Source organism: uncultured Bacteroides sp., from assembly GCF_910578895.1.
GTDB lineage: Bacteria > Bacteroidota > Bacteroidia > Bacteroidales > Bacteroidaceae > Bacteroides.
Genome location: NZ_CAJTSC010000011.1, coordinates 28131 through 47061, shown reverse-complemented (window position 1 = coordinate 47061; position 18931 = coordinate 28131). Strand labels below are relative to the sequence as shown.

The 18931-nt window shown below is 43.0% G+C and carries 20 protein-coding genes; 19 read left to right on the top strand and 1 reads right to left on the bottom strand.

Translation table 11 applies throughout. The features are described from left to right. From nusB to QZ327_RS04380, 19 genes are all read left to right on the top strand, one after another. Positions 1-643, top strand: a 643-nt coding sequence (gene nusB, locus QZ327_RS04470; RefSeq protein ID WP_294617483.1) for a transcription antitermination factor NusB, incomplete at its 5' end; no start/stop codon positions are given. Positions 644-682: 39 nt separating this feature from the next. Next, positions 683-1012 carry a preprotein translocase subunit YajC gene (gene yajC, locus QZ327_RS04465; RefSeq protein WP_294617482.1) on the top strand — a complete coding sequence of 110 codons (330 nt, stop codon included), beginning with the start codon at positions 683-685 and terminating at the stop codon, positions 1010-1012. A 14-nt stretch (positions 1013-1026) separates the two neighbouring features. Next, a complete protein-coding gene (locus tag QZ327_RS04460) occupies positions 1027-2037 on the top strand; it encodes a CdaR family protein (RefSeq protein ID WP_294617481.1) in 1011 nt (336 codons plus the stop codon). Continuing rightward, on the top strand, positions 2034-2648 hold the full coding sequence (gene coaE, locus QZ327_RS04455) for a dephospho-CoA kinase (protein ID WP_294617479.1): 615 nt from the start codon (positions 2034-2036) through the stop codon (positions 2646-2648). Before QZ327_RS04460 ends, coaE begins: the two co-directional genes overlap by 4 nt. Positions 2649-2674: 26 nt before the next feature. After that, a complete protein-coding gene (locus QZ327_RS04450) occupies positions 2675-3094 on the top strand; it encodes a DUF5606 domain-containing protein (RefSeq protein ID WP_294617477.1) in 420 nt (139 codons plus the stop codon). Between the two features lie 464 nt (positions 3095-3558). Further along, complete coding sequence (locus QZ327_RS04445) at positions 3559-5061, top strand: O-antigen ligase (RefSeq protein WP_294617475.1); 1503 nt, start codon at positions 3559-3561, stop codon at positions 5059-5061. A gap of 97 nt (positions 5062-5158) precedes the next feature. Beyond that, the gene (locus tag QZ327_RS04440; protein ID WP_294617473.1) at positions 5159-6823 is read left to right on the top strand and encodes a lipopolysaccharide assembly protein LapB; all 1665 of its coding nucleotides are present in this window, start codon (positions 5159-5161) and stop codon (positions 6821-6823) included. Between the two features lie 174 nt (positions 6824-6997). Continuing rightward, entirely contained in the window at positions 6998-7357 is a 360-nt protein-coding gene (locus QZ327_RS04435; RefSeq protein ID WP_294617471.1) for a DUF3244 domain-containing protein, read from the top strand. A 79-nt stretch (positions 7358-7436) separates the two neighbouring features. After that, positions 7437-9206: a transglutaminase-like domain-containing protein gene (locus QZ327_RS04430; RefSeq protein ID WP_294617469.1), complete on the top strand. Its 1770-nt coding sequence runs from the start codon at positions 7437-7439 to the stop codon at positions 9204-9206. Positions 9207-9242: 36 nt separating this feature from the next. Next, positions 9243-10301, top strand: a complete 1059-nt coding sequence (locus QZ327_RS04425) for a hypothetical protein (protein WP_294617467.1) — start codon at positions 9243-9245, stop codon at positions 10299-10301. A gap of 45 nt (positions 10302-10346) precedes the next feature. Beyond that, a complete protein-coding gene (locus QZ327_RS04420; protein ID WP_294617466.1) occupies positions 10347-11714 on the top strand; it encodes a C39 family peptidase in 1368 nt (455 codons plus the stop codon). Positions 11715-11734: 20 nt separating this feature from the next. After that, positions 11735-12151 carry a hypothetical protein gene (locus QZ327_RS04415; protein ID WP_294617464.1) on the top strand — a complete coding sequence of 139 codons (417 nt, stop codon included), beginning with the start codon at positions 11735-11737 and terminating at the stop codon, positions 12149-12151. A gap of 180 nt (positions 12152-12331) precedes the next feature. After that, positions 12332-12673 (top strand): hypothetical protein, encoded by a 342-nt coding sequence (locus tag QZ327_RS04410; RefSeq protein WP_294617462.1) that lies wholly within the window; start codon positions 12332-12334, stop codon positions 12671-12673. Positions 12674-12729: 56 nt separating this feature from the next. Beyond that, positions 12730-13167 (top strand): hypothetical protein, encoded by a 438-nt coding sequence (locus QZ327_RS04405; RefSeq protein ID WP_294617461.1) that lies wholly within the window; start codon positions 12730-12732, stop codon positions 13165-13167. A 68-nt stretch (positions 13168-13235) separates the two neighbouring features. Next, the gene (locus QZ327_RS04400; protein WP_294617460.1) at positions 13236-13634 is read left to right on the top strand and encodes a hypothetical protein; all 399 of its coding nucleotides are present in this window, start codon (positions 13236-13238) and stop codon (positions 13632-13634) included. A 2-nt stretch (positions 13635-13636) separates the two neighbouring features. Continuing rightward, a complete protein-coding gene (locus tag QZ327_RS04395) occupies positions 13637-14179 on the top strand; it encodes a DUF5043 domain-containing protein (protein ID WP_294617459.1) in 543 nt (180 codons plus the stop codon). Between the two features lie 22 nt (positions 14180-14201). Then, on the top strand, positions 14202-14627 hold the full coding sequence (locus QZ327_RS04390; protein ID WP_294617458.1) for a hypothetical protein: 426 nt from the start codon (positions 14202-14204) through the stop codon (positions 14625-14627). Positions 14628-14826: 199 nt separating this feature from the next. Further along, positions 14827-15243, top strand: coding sequence for a hypothetical protein (locus tag QZ327_RS04385; protein WP_294617456.1), 417 nt, complete (start codon positions 14827-14829; stop codon positions 15241-15243). A gap of 92 nt (positions 15244-15335) precedes the next feature. Next, positions 15336-15761 carry a hypothetical protein gene (locus QZ327_RS04380; protein WP_294617455.1) on the top strand — a complete coding sequence of 142 codons (426 nt, stop codon included), beginning with the start codon at positions 15336-15338 and terminating at the stop codon, positions 15759-15761. A gap of 315 nt (positions 15762-16076) precedes the next feature. On the opposite strand, the gene clpB is transcribed toward QZ327_RS04380, so the two are convergent. Continuing rightward, positions 16077-18671, bottom strand: coding sequence for an ATP-dependent chaperone ClpB (gene clpB / locus QZ327_RS04375; protein ID WP_294617453.1), 2595 nt, complete (start codon positions 18669-18671; stop codon positions 16077-16079). Positions 18672-18931 lie beyond the last annotated feature (260 nt).

Sequence of the window (18931 nt, the reverse complement as noted above, 5' to 3'; positions counted from 1 at the left end):
GCAATTGACGGATTTTATCTCCAATCAGAAACGTACTTGGGCAAATGATGAAGATTTCGTCAAAGGATTGTTTGAAAAGATTGCAGCCTCTGATATATATAAGGAATATATGGCTTCTTCTGAAAATACGTATGAAGGAGACCGTGAATTGTGGAGAAAACTTTACAAGACATTTATTTTCAATAACGAGGAACTTGATGTGTTGCTCGAAGATCAGAGCCTTTATTGGAACGATGACAAAGAAATCGTTGATACGTTTGTTTTAAAAACAATCAAGCGTTTTGATGAGAAGAACGGTGCCGATCAAGCTTTGTTGCCCGAATTTAAAGATGACGAAGATCAGGAGTTCGCCCGTCGTTTGTTCCGTCGTACCATTCTGAATTGTGACTACTATCGTCATCTTATCAGTGAAAACACACGTAACTGGGATTTGGATCGTGTGGCTTTCATGGACGTGGTGATTATGCAGTGTGCATTGGCGGAGATATTGAGTTTTCCGAACATTCCTGTCAGTGTTTCGTTAAATGAGTATGTGGACATTGCTAAAGTATACAGTACTGTAAAGAGTGGTAGCTTTGTCAATGGAACTCTTGACGGGATAGTTAAGGAATTGAAAAAACAAGGGAAATTGTCAAAAAACTGATACCTTTGTTCAGTAATTAAAAACTAAAACGGAATATTTATGAATTTAATGACTGTATTTTTCCTGCAAGCTCCTCCTGCAGGTCCGGATGGAACTATGATGTGGATTATGCTGATAGCTATGTTCGCCATCATGTATTTCTTTATGATTCGTCCGCAAAATAAAAAGCAAAAAGAGATTGCAAACTTCCGTAAATCTCTTCAAGTAAACCAGAAGGTTATTACCGCCGGAGGTATTCACGGCATCATCAAGGAAATTAACGATAATGATGTAGTGCTCGAAATAGCTTCCAACGTTAAAATCCATATTGACAAGAACTCTATTTTTGCTGCAGCTGCTGATGCAAACAGCAACCAAGCTTCCAAATAAATAGATTGCAGCCTATGTTTAATCGTAGGAATATAAGACGTATTTATCTTAATGTAACCCGGAAAACAAAGGACTTCCTGCTCAGTGCTAAGAGCAGGGAGTTCTTTGTTTTTTTATTTTTCTTTTTCATAGCAGGTGGTTTCTGGTTGTTGCAGACGCTGAATAATGACTATGAAGCGGAGTTTTCCATTCCGGTACGTTTGCGTGGCGTGCCCAATAATACGGTGATTACGTCAGAGCCGGTTTCCGAACTCCGTATTAAGTTAAAGGATAAAGGCACGGTTCTACTCAATTATATGTTGGGAAAGAGCTTCTATCCGGTTACGCTCAACTTTTCCGATTATAAAGCTGTAGATAATCATGTGCGCATTTACGCTTCTCAGTTTGAGAAGAAGATACTGAGCCAGCTGAATGTATCTACCCGTTTGCTTTCCATGAAGCCGGATACGTTGGAGTATATTTATGCTACGGGAAAGTCCAAGTTGGTACCTGTCAGGTTGTCGGGAACGGTCGGCGCCGGTCGCCAGTATTACTTGTCGGATACGATTTTTAGTCCGGACTCGGTTTTGGCGTATGCGCCGGCAGGAGTGTTGGATACTATAACCGCTGTCTATACGCAGCCGGTCAAGCAGGTGGATATTTCCGATACATTGCGGTTGCAAGTGCCTTTGCGTGCGCAACGGGGAGTCAAGTTCGTACCTGCTTCGGTCGAGTTGATGTTGCCTGTAGATATTTATACGGAGAAGACGGTGGAAGTGCCGTTGCATGGAGTGAATTTTCCTGCCGATAAAGTGTTGCGTGCTTTCCCCTCGAAGGTGCAGGTAACTTTTCAGGTGGGTCTCAGTCATTTCCGGCAAATTACGGCGGATGATTTTCATATCTATGTCTCGTATGAAGAATTGCTGCGTTTGGGTTCGGACAAATACACGGTACGGTTGAAGAATATCCCTAAAGGAGTGAGCCAGGTGCGCTTCAATCCGGAACAGGTTGACTTTCTAATCGAACAAATCTCTCCTTCGTTATGACTCTTAAGATGGGTATAACCGGAGGTATCGGCAGTGGAAAAAGTGTCGTATCCCGTCTGTTGGAAGTGATGGGAATTCCTGTCTACATATCTGATACGGAAACCAAACAACTTATGGTAACAGATGCTTGTATTCGTAATGAACTGGTGTCTTTGCTGGGTGAGGAGGTATATGCCGGTGGGGTGTTGAACAAATCTTTGCTTGCTTCCTATCTTTTTGGAGATCCCGAACATGCCGGGCAGGTGAACGGTATTGTTCATCCGCGTGTCAAGGAAGATTTCAGACGATGGGCAGAGAAACGTTCTGCCTTTCCGATAGTGGGTATTGAGTCCGCCATACTGATAGAGGCAGGGTTTGCGGGTGAGGTCGATGTGGTTGTCACGGTGTATGCTCCCGAAGAGGTACGGGTGCGGCGTGCCATGAAGAGGGACGCTTCCTCGCGTGAACTGATAGAAAGACGCATCCGTAGTCAGATGAGCGATGAGGAAAAGCGCAGGCTGGCAGATTTTGTGATAGTGAATGATGGTGAAACACCGTTAATTCCGCAGGTTTTGGCGTTAATTGCTTCGCTGTCCCAAAATAATACCTATCTTTGCCCACCGAAAAAATAACTACTAATTACAAAACAGAATATACTATGTTGAAGACTATCTTGTCTATTTCCGGTAAACCGGGATTGTATAAACTCATTTCTCAAGGAAAGAATATGTTGATTGTGGAGTCGCTCGCTGATAAGAAACGTTGCCCTGCTTACGGCAACGAGAAGATTATCTCTTTGGGCGATATCGCCATGTATACGGATGCGGATGAAGTACCTTTGAAGGATGTGCTTCTTGCGATGAAGCAAAAAGAGAACGGTGCTGCCGTGGCATTGGATGTGAAGAAAGCTTCCGCAAAAGAACTTCAGGCCTATTTGGCGGAAGTGTTGCCTAACTTTGACCGTGACCGTGTTTATGTATCGGATATCAAGAAACTGATTTCTTGGTATAACCTGTTGGTGGCAAGCGGCATGACGGATTTTGAAGATGCCGCCGCCGAAGAAGTTGCTGCCGAATAAAGGTTGCCGGTATCTCTTGCAGAGCCGGTTGCAACGGTTCCCAATCACACGCTTTTTCAGGTACGGGTTATACGGAATTTCTCAGATAAATGAAAAGAATCTGCGAAATTCCGTATAACCCGTACCTATTTTCTATGGTATTCTGATTTCCCTTCTCCTTGTTTATGTTTATAAGCCCTTGACTAACGCTGAGGTTGATGCTGGTAAACCTAAGGTTTACACAAACAAACCTTAGGCTTATGCCAACAAACCGTGGGTATACTGCCGGTTTATAGCGAGCAAACTGTGAGTTTATTGCGGTTAAACTTGCGATTTATAACAAGTAAACTTGAGGATTCAAACAAGCTTGTGGGGAAATCAGTGAAGCCGTAGGGAGATATGAATCGTTTTGTAAGGATTAATCAGCTGGAAAGCTTGTGTTAGGTGCGGATATATTGTACTTTTATGGGCAATAACATGATAGTATGATGCAAATGATAATGGGACATAAGTTGTTGGGACTGTTTTTCTTGTGGGGCATCCTGTCGGGTATCTTCGTTGCCGGGCTCGAAGCCGACAGTTTTATCTATATCCGATGGCTCGTATTGGCATTGTTCTATTGGGGAGCAAGGCTTTCGGCTAACCGGTTTCCTATACTTGCTGTCATTGTATTGGTTGGAGTGGTTCAGGCAGCGGTTGCCATCGGGCAGCAAGTGGGATGGATGGAAAGCAACCATCCGATGTTTCCTGTGACAGGATTGTTGGGCAATCCCGGACAATTGGGAGGATTTCAGGCGGTGGCATTGGTCGTTGCTGTGGCATTGTTTATGGAACGTACCGATAGATACGTTCGGTTGCTGCTTCTTTTTTCATCGTTCGTCCTTGCATATACAGTGGCGCTGGCAGACTCACGGGCGGCATGGATTGCTTCGTTATTGGGGATGGCAGCCTTGTTCCATGCACAGGTGATGCGTATTGTGAAACACTGTAAGAGGTGGGCGGTGCCATTGGTAGCCACCGCTGTTGTAGTATTGTCCGTCATTACATTCAACTACCGCAGCGAGTCGGCAAAGGGGAGGATGCTGATATGGCGGGTGTGTGCCGATATGATATGCGACAAATCGTTGGTCGGTCATGGGCTTTCTTCTTTCAACAAGCATTATATGCACTATCAGGCTGCCTATTTCGAAAGGCATCCGCACTCGGAATTTGCGAAAGTGGCAGACAATGCGGCGTATCCTTATAATGAATTTCTGCATTGTTGGATAGAGCTGGGGGCGGTAGGGCTGTTGTTTTTTGTCGTTGCATTGGTGTTGACGATGTATGCGGCTGAGCGGAAGATACGTGCCCCGCTTGTCGCGTTGCTGGCTTTTTCGATGTTTTCCTATCCCGTTTTCGTAAATGCTTTGCTGGTATTGTTTCCGGTGTTGCTGGGACTTTCTGCGCCTCGGAGAACACGTAGATGGGGCAATGTGGTGGCGGCGGGGATGTTGGCGGTAGCTCTGTTGTTGGGGTATCTCGAATACAACTTTATCAAAGAGGCGGGCAAAATCCTGCAAAAGGAGATAGTGGCGGCAGACGATCGGACAGAGCAATACGTGGGACGGAATTTCCATCGTATAGCGGAATATCCCCGCCTGAATATGTTGTATGCGCAAGTCTTGGTGAACCGTCCGGAGCTTGCGTCTTCTGAAAAGATAGGGCTGGTGTTACCCACTTGCGAGAACTGGTGCGATATAGGAGAGTTGTATCTGAACAGGGATTCGCTGAATGCAGCCGAGAGGTATTATGTGGAAGCCTCTTATATGGTTCCTACCCGGATGCGTCCTAAATATCTGTTGTTTAAGCTATATTGCCGGACAGGCAGGATGCGGAATGCGGCAGAGACGGCACGGGAAATATTGGAAATGTCTCTGAAGATGGAAAATTCTTATACTTTAAAGCGGAAAGTTGAAGTCAGGGAGTTTTTGAAAACTTATAAACCATAATACAGATACTATGAAACAAAGCATGATACATTATTATATATTGGTTCTCATTATTTTGCCGACTTTTTGCGCCTGTGAAAATAAACCCTATCCACGGATGTTTATCGTGGCAGACAGCCTTATCGGCGTGAAACCCGACAGTGCCGTTGCCTTGTTGGATGGTATGGCGGATGAAATGGCTTCGGCTTCCCGGTCTGTCCGGATGTACTATCAATTGCTCTGCATCAAAGCAAAGGACAAGGCTTACATCCGTCATACGTCGGACGGCCTGATATTGCAGGTACTGGATTATTATGTCCTGAAAAATGACAAGCGGCATCTGCCCGAAGCTTATTATTATGCAGGGCGGGTGTACCGCGACTTGGGTGATGCGCCGCAAGCATTGGATTGTTTGGAAAAAGCAACGGATGCACTCGGAACAAGGGAGGAATATCCGCTCAGGAGCAGGATATGCAGCCAGATAGGAACGCTGTTTATGCAGCAGGACTTATATGAGGAAGCTGCTGAAAGTTTCAGGAAGGCCTACTGCTATGACATACTGCTGAAAGACACTGCCGGGATGGTGTTCGACTTGCGGGACGTGGCGGGAATATGGAGATATATGGAACAGCCCGATTCTGCTTTACACTACTACCGGAAAGCCTACGATCTGGCTTCTGCTTTACAGAACCGACGGCTTATGGATATCGTAGAGAATCAGATGGCGAGTCTTTATATAGAGTTGGGACAATACGATTTGGCGAAGAGCCATTTGCAGTCTTCGTTGGCAAACTTACGCCGTCCCAGCAAGAGCGCGGTATATTCCATCGCTTCGAAACTATATCATAGGGCGGGGAATGTGGATTCCGCCTGTTACTATTACAAGGAGTTGCTGAAATGTGGTACCATCTACGCCAAACAGGCGGCTAACAGAAGTTTGGCAGAGATAGCCTTGTTGCGGAGTGAGCCGGAAGTTGCAATCTTGTACTTGCAGCAATATACGCACTGTGCGGATTCCATCCGGAGGATAACCGATATGGAGACTATTCGGAAAATGCATTCTCTTTACAATTATCAGTTACGTGAAAAAGAGAATATACAGCTGAAGGCGGAGAACGAACGTAAGGAACGCATTATGGTTTATATGTTGTCTGTCGGTTTTGTACTGGCAGCTCTTACCGTTGCTTGTCTGCAATATAACAGGCGGCGGAGGTTGCAACTTCATGTCCAATTGGATAACCTCCATCGATTGCAGGAGGAACAACATCGGAGAAGCTCGCAGTTCATCGAAGAGAACAAAAAGCAGATGGAAGAATTGGAGAACCGGTTGCAGAGTATGGGGCATGCGAATGACGACTTGAAAATTCAATTGCAGAGACAAAAAGAGGTAATGTTGTATACCAACAAACAGGCTGAAATAGAATTGAACGAAAGAGAAATGAAGCAGACAGTCTTTTTCAGTTCTGATATTTATAGATTCTTTAAAGAACAGGCGCAGGCTTCGGCGTGTAGAGTCACCGATGAAGATTGGAACGCGTTGGAGTGTGCGGTGAATGATACGTATGGAGAATTTATCAAGAATTTGCAAAAGCTACATTCGTTCAGCTGTCATGAGATTCATATCTGCCTTTTGATAAAAATCAATATTCAGCCTGTGGATATGGCAAAGCTGACGAATCATACGAGAGAATCCGTTTCCGCTACTCGTCGTCGGTTGTACGAAAAGGTCTTTCGGAAAAAAGGAAGTCCTAAGCAGTGGGACGAATTTATATATTCATTATAAGGAGTATACACTTTCCTGATGACAGATATGGATTTCCTTATTGTACGATTTTAGAACTCTCATTGTACAATTTCGCTATAATTGTACATTATTTGTACACTGATATAGAAAGCGATTGATGATATTCTTCTTTTTCTTTACAGGCAAATAATAACTAAAAAAAGAATGGATACTATGAAACGTTTACTTTATGTATGTGCGTGTTTTTTATTGTGTTTTGTAAGTTTGGTAAAAGCGGAACCTATCGGATGGAAAGAACCGGCTCATGAGGATGAGGAAATAGACAAACGTTCCATATCTGTAGTCCCTGTTGCCAGTCACGACAGAGGTATTATCAGTATTTATTTTCCTGTTCAGGTAGACTATTTCCGGGTAACGGTGAAGGATGCCGCCGGAGGAGTTGTCTATACTGATTTTGTGACGGAATCTTCGGAAGGCTATATCTTTGATATAAACGATTGCTTTTCGGAAGGCGATTATCTCTTAGAGGTCGAAGTCGGCGGTCGACGCTTCAGTGGAGACTTCTCTTTATAGAATCAGGCTTTACTCTACAGAACTACCAATTATGAAGTACAGGATTTTATTTTGTACAGGGATTGTTGTATCCCTACTTATGTGTGGTTGTTCATCCAACAGGTATGAAACGGATGCGTGGAATGTGGTGGGAAAGGCAGTCGGCAATCAGAAAGAGCTGGCGCACTTTTTAGAGCACTACAAACAGTGTGGTGACAAAGAACGGTACGAGGCTGCCTGTTTTTTGGTTGGCAATATGCTCGGTAAGTATTCGATTGCAGCAGATAATGAGGTGATAGAAGATGTAGCTGTGGTGAAAGCCGATTCGTTGATAGCTTCGTTGGAATACTCTTTTCGCTTGCGGGAGAAGTCCGCGTTTCTGAGAGAATATAGTTTTGAACAGTTTTTGGAGTATATCCTTCCTTACCGGATTGCCCATGAGCCTTTGGAGTATTATTGGAAATGGGATTGCGGAGGACATTTTCATCCGGCTACGTTCCGCGATCTGAAAGTTGTAGCCGATTCTATCAATGCTTCCATAAAACTGGAGCTTTCGCCCGACAACTATAAAGATTTGCCGAAATCCTATTCCACGCTTCTTCGTGATGGCTATGGGAAGTGTGATGACCGTACGGTGTTGCTCGTTATGGCTCTGAGGGCTGCCGGTATTCCTGCCGCCTATGAATTTGTACCTTATTGGGGAAGCAGCAATAACGGGCATTCGTTTGCTTCCGTTATCTTACCCGATGGGGGAATCTATCCGTTGCAGAATACCGACCGGAAGACGGGCGATGGCTATCTTTTCAGGAAAACTCCTAAAGTATATCGTATAATGTATGGAATGCAAGGAGCGGTAGCAGACAGGGAGACGGTTCCCGAACTGTTTCGCTGTGGCGATATACGGGATGTTACGGAGTTGCACCGGATTGGTTTTCGTGATGTCGACAGTCAACGGGGGAGCGATACAAACGGTCCACATTATCTTTCAATTTTTTCGCCTAATGGCTGGATACCTGTCGCAAAGTCGGCAACTCCCTGTTTCGCTGCTGTAGGTACGGGAACGAAGAAACAGAAAACGGATGATGTGGAAGCACTTGATTTGGGTGACGGAATCGTCTATCTTCCATCGCTTTGGCACAACGGTGAAGTATTGCCTGCGGGAAATCTCTTGATTGTTTCGGACGATTCCATTCGTGAGATTCGTCCAGACACCGCATCTTGCGAAAGCGTGGTACTGACCCGGAAGTATCCACTGAACAGCCGCATCGTGAACTTTGCCAAACTGATGCTGCTGGGCGTGTTTGAGGGGGCGAACAAGGCGGACTTTTCGGATGCGGAAGAACTGTTGTCGATTGTGGTAGTGCCCGAAAGCAAGATGCAACGAGTGCGGATTGAAACCGGCAAAGCGTACCGTTATGTACGATATCATCGTCCCAACGGGACTTTCAGCATTGCGGAATTTAAACTGTATGATACCGATGGTGGGGAGTTGGCTTTTCGGCCGATGGTCTGTGAAAGCGTGGAAGATGAGGAAGTGGTGAAGAACATCTATGATTCGGACCCTCTGACCTATTGTGAACTTGGTAAAGTCTTCGGAATGTGGGCGGGAGCCGACCTCTATCGTCCTCGGCGAATAGGTTATATCGGCTTTGCACCTCGTAATGACGATAATGCCGTTTTCCCGGGAAACCTTTACGAATTGTTCTATTGGCGGAACGGTTGGAACAGCTTGGGGCAGCAGATAGCCGATGCGGACAGTTTGGTATACGGCAATGTGCCGAAAGGGGCGTTGCTGTGGTTGCGCAACCTGACTAAGGGGCGCGAGGAACGACCTTTTACGTATCAGAATGGCAAACAGATATGGTGGTAGATAATCCTTTTATATATTAATTATTAATTTCAACTTATGAGAAAAACTATTTTGTCTTTACTGCTGCTCTTGGCAGTAAGTATGGTGTATTCGCAAGGCATTCCGGGCGTGGATGCGAAGAAGCGCAAGGAATACCTGATGAAAACGTATCGGATTCATAGCCTGAAAGTTGAGGCGTATGATAAAATCCTGCTGGACTTGCAACGGGACAATGATTTGCTGAAGAGTAAAAAGATGACTTCCCAACAGTTTCGGGCAAAGCAAAAGAAACTTTTCGAAAAGTATGGCGACAGGGTGAGCCAAGTGTTTTCAAAAGGAAGATACCGTTCGTGGAACCAACTTTTCCAAAACAACGAGCGCTATTTTGTATTGAGCGAAACCCGGCTTGTACCTCGTGAGGTTATGCGTAAGGTGTATACTGCCGAGAGAGAATGCCAAGAGCTGCGCGACAGGATACTGGCGGGCTCTGCCGCGGAGAGCGAGAAATGGGAACAACGGGAAATCTTACTTGAAAGGCTGAACAATGAAATCCGTCAGCTACTGGGCAATGAAGTAGGAAACTGGTATATCGCTTATCGTGAACGGGAATTTAATGCGTATAGCAATATGGATAAATATGCTGTCTCGTATAAACAGGCGCTTGCGATAACTGATGTGGAGCGCACTTATCGTTTGAAGAAGGCGGAAATCTTCAAGAGTGGAAAGAAAAGCGCAGATAAAGAGGTGGACTTCATTAACAACGAGCAGGAAAAGGAACGGGCGATTTTTGCAGCTTTGCCGACAGATGTGGCAAACCGTTGGAAGAGAGTGAATAATGCTGTAATGGATAACATCCTGACCCGTAAATATGGTCTGACCCCATCGCAAGTAACCGATTTTAAGAAGGCTTATAGCAGGTATGCCATCGGAGAGTACAATATAAACCGTCAGAAGAAACTATCGGTTCAGGATAAGCATAAGCAGCTTTCCGAACTGAACACGACTTTTCAGGAAACGGTGAGACCTCTTTTCTCTGCCAAGGAATACCTTAAGTGGCAAGGATGGTGGGTGTATAAATACAATAAGAAGATGAAACGAAAAGGGGTGAAACTCTAACTTAGGCTGTAGGATTATTATTATACAACATATTATATACTATTTATGAAGAAAAAGATTTCATTAATTCTATTGATTGGCTTGGTAATAGCATCGTGCATGGACGAAATCAGCAGTCTGTACACTCGTTCTGCCAAGGTGGATTTTTCGATTGATGAGGCAAAGTCTGCATTCGAAAGAAATGCCAAATCGTTGGAGATTAGACCTCTTACCACAAATCCGGGTACCAGAAACGGCAAGAAGACGCCGGTCATTACTCCCCTTTGGCAGAAGGGAGAGATTTATAGTAATGAAGATGGGGCATTTGCCAATGTACCGTTCAATATACCATTGGTTAAAGTCTTTGGTAGGAAGAAAACGGACGATACATTGCTTCCTGATGATGAGAAGTATAGCAATACGGATATTCGGTTATTGGTGCAGAAAACACAGGAAAATGAGTATATTTACACCGTTGTTTACATTACCGGCGATTTTTCCTATGTGATTGATAAGCATAAGAAGGTCAAATCCCTGCGGTTGGACAAGCTGGATGCCTTTTCCGGTGAGATACGTTACTTCACCTTGGAGGGGAATCTGCTTTGGGGCGAGATTTATAAGAATGGGAAAAAGATTGGAACAATATCGGTGGTGGACTCTTCAGCGGACGGCAATGTAGGAAAGGTTCAAACCCGGTCGTATGTGACAGTTTGCGAACCTCATTTGGTGGAGTATGAAACTTGTTACCACTATGGTTACGATATGGGTGAGGGATATGTAGAAAACGGAGTTGATTGTTTCTATGATTACACAGTGGAAGACTATTGCTATGATGAATGGGTGGAAGATGAAACTGGATGCCCTTTATGTGGAAGTCCTTATTGCAATGGTGAATGCCAATATGAAGGCGGTGATAGTGGAAATACGGAGGATAATGTAGGGAAAGGAAACAAACCCTTAGGAAAAAAATATACTCCTTCTCCTAATGATAAATTTGCAAGAGGGGGTATACCAACGAAAATGGATGTAAACCAGTCACAAATAGCAAATACTTGCGTGTTTTCTGCTATTTCTTATATGGCACAAATATTCGGGCAGAATGTAACACAAGGGGAGGCTATAATGAAATATTTAAAGTTGACAAATGATAAATCAATGAATGGGGTAAACTCACAGCAACTACAAGGATTATTAGAATTTTATTTTAATGTTTCGCCCTGTAACAATTCTATAGCCAGTATAGATAATGGAGATATAGTCTATGTCACAGCATCTGTGGATGGTGGTGGTCATGCTATAGTACTCGTGGGATATGATTCAACGGATAATTCTATAATTTTTATGGATCCAATGTCCGGTACATTAAGACAAGAAGACGAATCTAATCCTTTTAAGGGAATTACTTTCTATACTATAAGAGAAAAAGATAAATAAAGAATCAAACAAATATTATTATGAAGAGAATTGTATTATTATTTTACACTTTGACAATAGTAGTTCTGTCGTATTCGCAAGTACCGACAGGTAAGAGTGTGCAACAGATATTGATGTCCAAGACTTGGCATATGGGAGAGGATTTGAAAAAGGGTTGTAGGTTTGTATTTACTCGTGATAGTGTGGAGTTTTATTTTGTAGGTGCCTACGGTTATGACAATTTCAATGGTAAGCTCCCTTATTATTTGAGTGACATTGAAGATGAATCTTTTGATAATAGCAAAGTAGGTAAAAAGGAGAATGGCATTTATTTAATAACGAAATCTCCCGGATCTAAACCCGATTTAATCATAGAAAGAATTTTAGAGATTAATGATAATCAAATTCGGAGTGAGAATGAGAGAAAGTTAATCTTAATCTATACTGCTGTAAAATAATAGACTCAGTCCGTTGGCAGGGTTAAATATGCTATAGTTTAATCCTGTCAGCATTTCTTGGACAGAGAATTGTAAGTTATAAATCATAGAATATGAAGACAACCGTCCTGGGCATCCTTTGCTGTTTCTTTGCCTTTACAACTGTACAAGGGCAGAAAACGACTCAAGAGTTCGTTATTGATGAGTACGTATTGGGAACCCCAAGATTGTTTCTATGAAGGAGATTGCGGATATGTCAGGTATACCAAGACACGAGATATATATGTAGAGAAAATAGATAATAAAACTGATAGTGTATATAGTGATTATTATCTAAGTCCTTTTCCCGACACCGTATTTGACAGCAGTAAGATTGGTAAATGTACTATAGGACGCTATATCATAAGAAAAGGTTACGGTTATGTCTTTATATCCGAGATATTAGAACTGACGGCTACTAAATTGGTTGTAAAGAATCTTACTCAGGGATTTACGACGACTGGTAAAGTGACGGTCTATTTGTCCACAGATATGAAATTTTGAGAATGGGGCGTAAGTTGATATAATCGTGTTTTGGAAGTAAATTTGTAAATATCATTATGAAGAGAAAAGTATTATTGATTGGTATTATGATAATGTTTGTTCTGTCATATTCACAAGTGCCAGCAGATAAAACAGTGCAACAGATATTGATGTCTAAGACTTGGCATTTTGGTGACACTCCCAAAGTCGGTATGAGGTTTGTTTTCACTCATGACAGTATGGAATTTTATGTTGTGGGTGCATACGGTTATGATAATTTTAAAGGAAAAATCCCCTATTATTTAAGTGATACTAAAGATAGCTTTTTCGATTATAGTAAGGTTGATAAAGATGAAAATGGACTTTACTTAATAGAAAAATCTTCTGCTCCTACACGTGACAAGCCTAAAGCACATTGGCTGAAGATCTTAGAGATTGATGATAAGCATATAAAGTTTGAAGGGATTGATAATAGGAATGAAAGAAAAATCTTAATCTATACTGCTGTTAAGTAGTTTATTCTATACGTTGGCAGAATTGATTTGATGGTAGTACAGCTGGTATTTCTATAGGAATGGATGATATGGAAAGTAATCTCCTTTTTCATGAAATGTGGTATGCTTATCAAGCATATCAAGAAACTCCCTCTTCTTATGTTAATTCTTTATTGAATTTGGATATAGAGGCTCATTATGCACAGTATATATATTTACAGTCGCTGCCTGAATATAGTGAAAGTCAGTGGGAAGAGGGATATAGAACGGATAAACGTTTGATAGGAACTGCTGGATTACAAATTTATATTGACGATACAGGTTTTATGAAAGATGGTATAGATAGTGTTTTTCTTGAAGATTATATAGAGAATAAACTTATTGGCGCTTTCCGTAGTTTAGCTCCTTATAAGAATTATTTGTATAATGAAACTCGAGTTGGCTTAGATAATTTTTTTAACTTGCAGAATTTAACCAAAGATTGTTGAATATGAAATTGATTATTTTATACTTAATTTGTAGTTGCTTCGTATTAACTGCTGTAGCTCAAACAAATTATTACGCAAATGATAAGACCTTTTATGAAGATGGGTATACTTATCAATGTGATGTGCAGGAGGGTGCCAAGTTTGTGACACTCTATAATAAAAGTAATAAATTTACAAAGATAGAACAAGTGAATCGATATACGGGTGAAAGTATAAGTATTGAACAGAATAGGCGGAAACAATTTGAAGCAGACTCCTGGACAAAGTCTAAGTGTTATTTTATAGTGAATAATGCTTTTTCTTTGACAGAAAAGCGACGGGTAAAAGGAAATAAGTTTATAATAACGATGTATATAGATCCTGATACTGGAAAAGTCGTAGATGTGGAATTTCAGTTTCTCTCGATTAAGCCATACGCAACAATCCCACTGTCTGTTTATCGTGAAATAGAGATTGAATTAAAAAAGAATATTTGGTTCACTATTACTGACGAGGGTAAAAAGCGTAACTATATTGTACTTGGCTGGTTACAGGAACCTAAATAAGAATGTGGTAAGGTTACATTGTATGAAAGTTGTTATTTTATATATTTTTTGCCGTTTCCTTATATTTGTAACAGCACAAGGAGAAAAAAGTACCCAAGAACTATTGATGAGTACGCATTGGGAACCCCAAGACTTTTTCTATGAAGTAGATTGCGGATATGTCAGATATACTAAGACCGAGTTTGTCACTGAAATGAAAATTGATGGTGAGCTTCGTGTTTTTAGTTATAGTTATTATTTAAGTTCCTCTCCGGATACCGTTTTTGATAGTAATAAAGTCGGTAAAAATAGTAGAGGACGCTATATCATAAGAAAAGGTGTCGGTTATGTCTTTATATCCGAGATTTTGGAGCTGACGGCTACTAAATTGGTTGTAAAGAATCTTACTCAGGGATTTACAACAACAGGTAAAGTTACTACTTATTTGCCTACTAATATGAAACTCTGATAGTGGGCTTGAATTGATATAGTAGTATCAAATGTTGTATATATTGTAGTAAAGTATTTATGTTATACGTTGGCAGAGTTAAGTATATGCTAAATTAATTCTGCCAATGTTTCCTTGGATAGAAAGAGTCGAACCTTAAATCGGTGAGTATGAAATATAGTTGTAGTAGTGTGTTATAGGTAAACTCGTAAATATTATTATGAAAAGATTTGTAGTATTATTTAATGTTTTAACGATGTTTGTTCTGTCATATTCACAAGTACCGGCAGATAAAACTGTGCAACAGATATTGATGTCCAAAACTTGGCATGGAGGAGAGAACTTAGAAGTAGGTCTTAGGTTTGTTTATACTCGGGATAGTGTGGAGTTTTATTTCGTAGGTGCCTACGGCTATGATAATTTCAATGGTAGACTTCCTTATTATTTAAGTGATACTAAGGATGAATCTTTTGATAATAGTAAAGTCGGTAAAAGTGAGAATGGTGTTTATCTAATCATGAAATCTCCCGGATCCAAACCTGATTTATCATGTGAAAGAATTTTAGAGATTAATGATAGTCAAATTCGGTTTGAAAATAGCAAAAAGAGGATTTTAATCTATACTGCTGTTGAGTAACTTATCTTACACGTTGGCAGGGTTAAATATATTATAGATTAACTCTGCCAGCGTTTCTTGAATTGAGAACTGTGGATATAAAATCATTGAATATGAAAACAACCGTCTTATGTATTCTTTACTGTTTTTTTGCCTTTGCAACTGTACAAGGACAGAAAATCACTCAAGAGTTATTGATGAGTACGCATTGGGAACCCCAAGACTTTTTCTATGAAGGAGATTGCGGATATATCAGATATACTAAGACTGAGTTTGTCACTGAAATGAAAATTGATGGTGAACTTCGTATTTTTAGTTATAGTTATTATTTAAGTTCCTCTCCGGATACCGTGTTTGATAGTAATAAAGTCGGTAAAAACAGTACAGGACGCTATATCATAAGAAAAGGTGCCGGTTATGTCTTTATAACTGAGATATTAGAACTGACGGCTACTAAATTGGTTGTAAAGAATCTTACTCAGGGATTTACAACAACAGGTAAAGTTACTACTTATTTGCCTACTAATATGAAACTCTGATAGTGTATTTAAATTGATATAGTAGTATCAAATGTTATATATATTGTAGTAAAGTATTTATGTTATACGTTGGCAGAGTTAAGTATATGCTAAACTAATTCTGCCAACGTTTCCTTGAATAACATGAGTTCGGGATAAGTCTCTTATGGGATAATATAAAAGGAAGTTAACATTCTACGCTGCACGATATTAACTATTCACATCTTACTTAGTTAACTTCGTATCGCATACTTAGTTAACTTCCTGCAACTGCGATGTTAACTTCCTTCGGGCGGCTCCTCAAGCACTTGTCTCCTATGTGCTGTTTTTCTCTGTTTAGTTACTGAATACCAGTCCGTTTAAGGTGGTGCTGACATCCACCGTAATCGGTTTGTTACGGTCCACTTCCTGCGCCAGCAGTTTCTTGGACAGGTCGTTCAGCAGGTAGTGCTGGATGGCGCGCTTCACCGGACGGGCACCGAACTCGGGATCATATCCCACATCGGCAAGGAAATCTATGGCGGCATCGGTCAGTACCAGTTCCACGCCGTTGCCGGACAGCATCTTCTGTACGCTTCTGATTTGGAGTACGACAATCTGTTTGATTTCCTTCTCCGTCAGCGGCAGGAACATAATCGTCTCGTCGATACGGTTCAGGAATTCCGGACGGATGGTCTTCTTCAACATGTTCATCACTTCCTTCTTGGTCTCTTCCACGATGGTTTCTTTGTTGGAACTGTTCAGTTTCTCCATTTGGCTTTGGATATATCCGCTGCCCATGTTGGAAGTCATGATGATGATGGTGTTCTTGAAGTTTACTGTGCGTCCCTTGTTGTCCGTCAGACGTCCGTCGTCCAATACTTGCAACAGGATGTTGAACACATCTGGGTGTGCTTTCTCTATCTCGTCGAACAGAACGACGGAGTAGGGTTTGCGGCGGACAGCTTCGGTAAGCTGTCCGCCTTCGTCGTACCCTACATATCCCGGAGGCGCTCCTACCAGGCGGGAGACGCTGTGCTTCTCCTGATACTCGCTCATGTCGATACGTGTCATCATCGTTTCGTCGTCGAACAGGAATTCGGCAAGCGCCTTGGCAAGTTCCGTCTTGCCCACGCCGGTAGTGCCGAGGAAGAGGAACGAGCCGATGGGGCGTTTCGGGTCTTGCAGTCCGGCGCGGCTGCGGCGCACGGCATCGGCTACGGCTTCGATGGCTTCGTCCTGGCCTATGACGCGTTGGTGCAGTTCGTCTTCCAGATGCAGCAGCTTGTCTTTTTCGCTTTGCAGCATCTTGCTCACCGGTATGCCCGTCCAGCGGGATACTACATCGGCAATGTCTCCGGCATCGACTTCCTCTTTAATCATTGCCTTGTCGCCCTGCATTTCGTGCAACTTCTGTTGCGTCTCCTCAATTTCCCGGTTCAGCGCTTGCAACTTGCCGTAACGTATTTCCGCCACCTTGCCGTAATCGCCTTCGCGTTCCGCCTTGTCGGCTTCGAACTTCAGGTTCTCTATCTCGACCTTGTTCTGCTGGATTTTGTTGACGAGCGTCTTTTCGCTTTGCCACTTTGCCTTATACGACTTCTCCTGCTCTTTCAGTTCGGAAAGTTCCTTGCCTATCTGCTCTAATTTGGGTCGGTCGTTTTCGCGCTTGATGGCTTCCCGCTCAATCTCCAACTGCTTGATTTTGCGTGAAATCTCATCCAGTTCCTCCGGCACGGAGTCTACCTCCATGCGCAGTTTGGCGGCAGCCTCGTCCATCAGGTCGATAGCCTTGTCCGGCAAGAAACGGTCGGTGATGTAGCGGTTGCTCAGCTCTACGGCGGCGATGATGGCATCATCCTTAATCCGCACGTGGTGATGGTTCTCGTACCGTTCTTTCAAACCGCGGAGAATGGAGACGGTACTCAGCATGTCCGGTTCGTTCACCATGACGATTTGGAACCGGCGTTCCAGCGCCTTGTCCTTTTCGAAGTATTTCTGATACTCGTCAAGGGTGGTGGCACCGATGCTCCGCAGTTCGCCGCGTGCCAGTGCCGGTTTCAGTATGTTGGCGGCATCCATGGCTCCCTCGCCTTTGCCGGCTCCCACCAATGTGTGGATTTCATCGATAAACAGGATAATATCCCCTTCCGACTTCTTCACCTCATTGATTACGGCTTTCAGGCGCTCTTCAAATTCGCCCTTGTATTTGGCTCCTGCCACCAGTGCGCCCATGTCCAGCGAATAAACCTGTTTGTTCTTCAGGTTTTCGGGCACGTCGCCGCGCAGTATGCGGTGGGCGAGCCCCTCTACAATCGCGGTTTTACCCGTGCCCGGTTCGCCTATCAAAATCGGGTTGTTCTTGGTGCGCCGGCTCAAAATCTGCAACACCCGGCGGATTTCCTCGTCACGCCCGATTACGGGGTCCAGCTTGCCGCTTCGTGCGGCCTCATTCAGGTTGATGGCATACTTTTCCAGTGACTGGTAATTGTCTTCGCCGGATTGTGAGGTAATCTTTTCGCCCTTCCGCAGTTCGTTGATTGCATCGCGCAGTTCCCGTTCCGTCATTCCGGCATCCTTGAGGATGGTGGAGGCGGTGCTTCTTGTGTTCAGCAAAGCCAGCAGTATCGGTTCCAGCGAGACGAACTCGTCGCCCATTTCCTTGGAATATTGGATGGCTTTCTGAAAGACCTCGTTCGTCTCGCGGCTCAGGTAAGGCTCTCCACCCGACACTTTCGGCAGGGAGTCGATTTGCCTGTCAAGCACGAGTGCGATTTGCTGCCCGTTCATACCCAGCTTCTGGAAGATGAAGTTGGTGATGTTTTCGCCCGCTTTCATTACCGCCTGAAGCAAGTGTACGGGTTCAATGGCTTGTTGTCCCCGTGCCTGCGTCAGGTTTACCGCTTGTTGCACGGCTTCCTGCGCTTTGATAGTAAAGTTATTAAAATTCATATATTGTTCTCCTTTCTGTTTTTATCGGATTTATAACACTGCAAGGGGCGCAAAAGATTTGCCAGCAGCAGAAATGAGACAAAATTTCAGTTAACGGGAGAAATATGAATGTCAATATGACCGATTTGTGCCAAGATGCTTGGGAAGCCGCCTGCAAATGGAAAAGCCGTGCCGGCATACTCTTTCGGGCACTCCTTTTTGAAGAAAGATTAAGAGCCGGTTTAAATTTTCTTCAAAAAGTTTCTCTTCAGCTTCCTCCC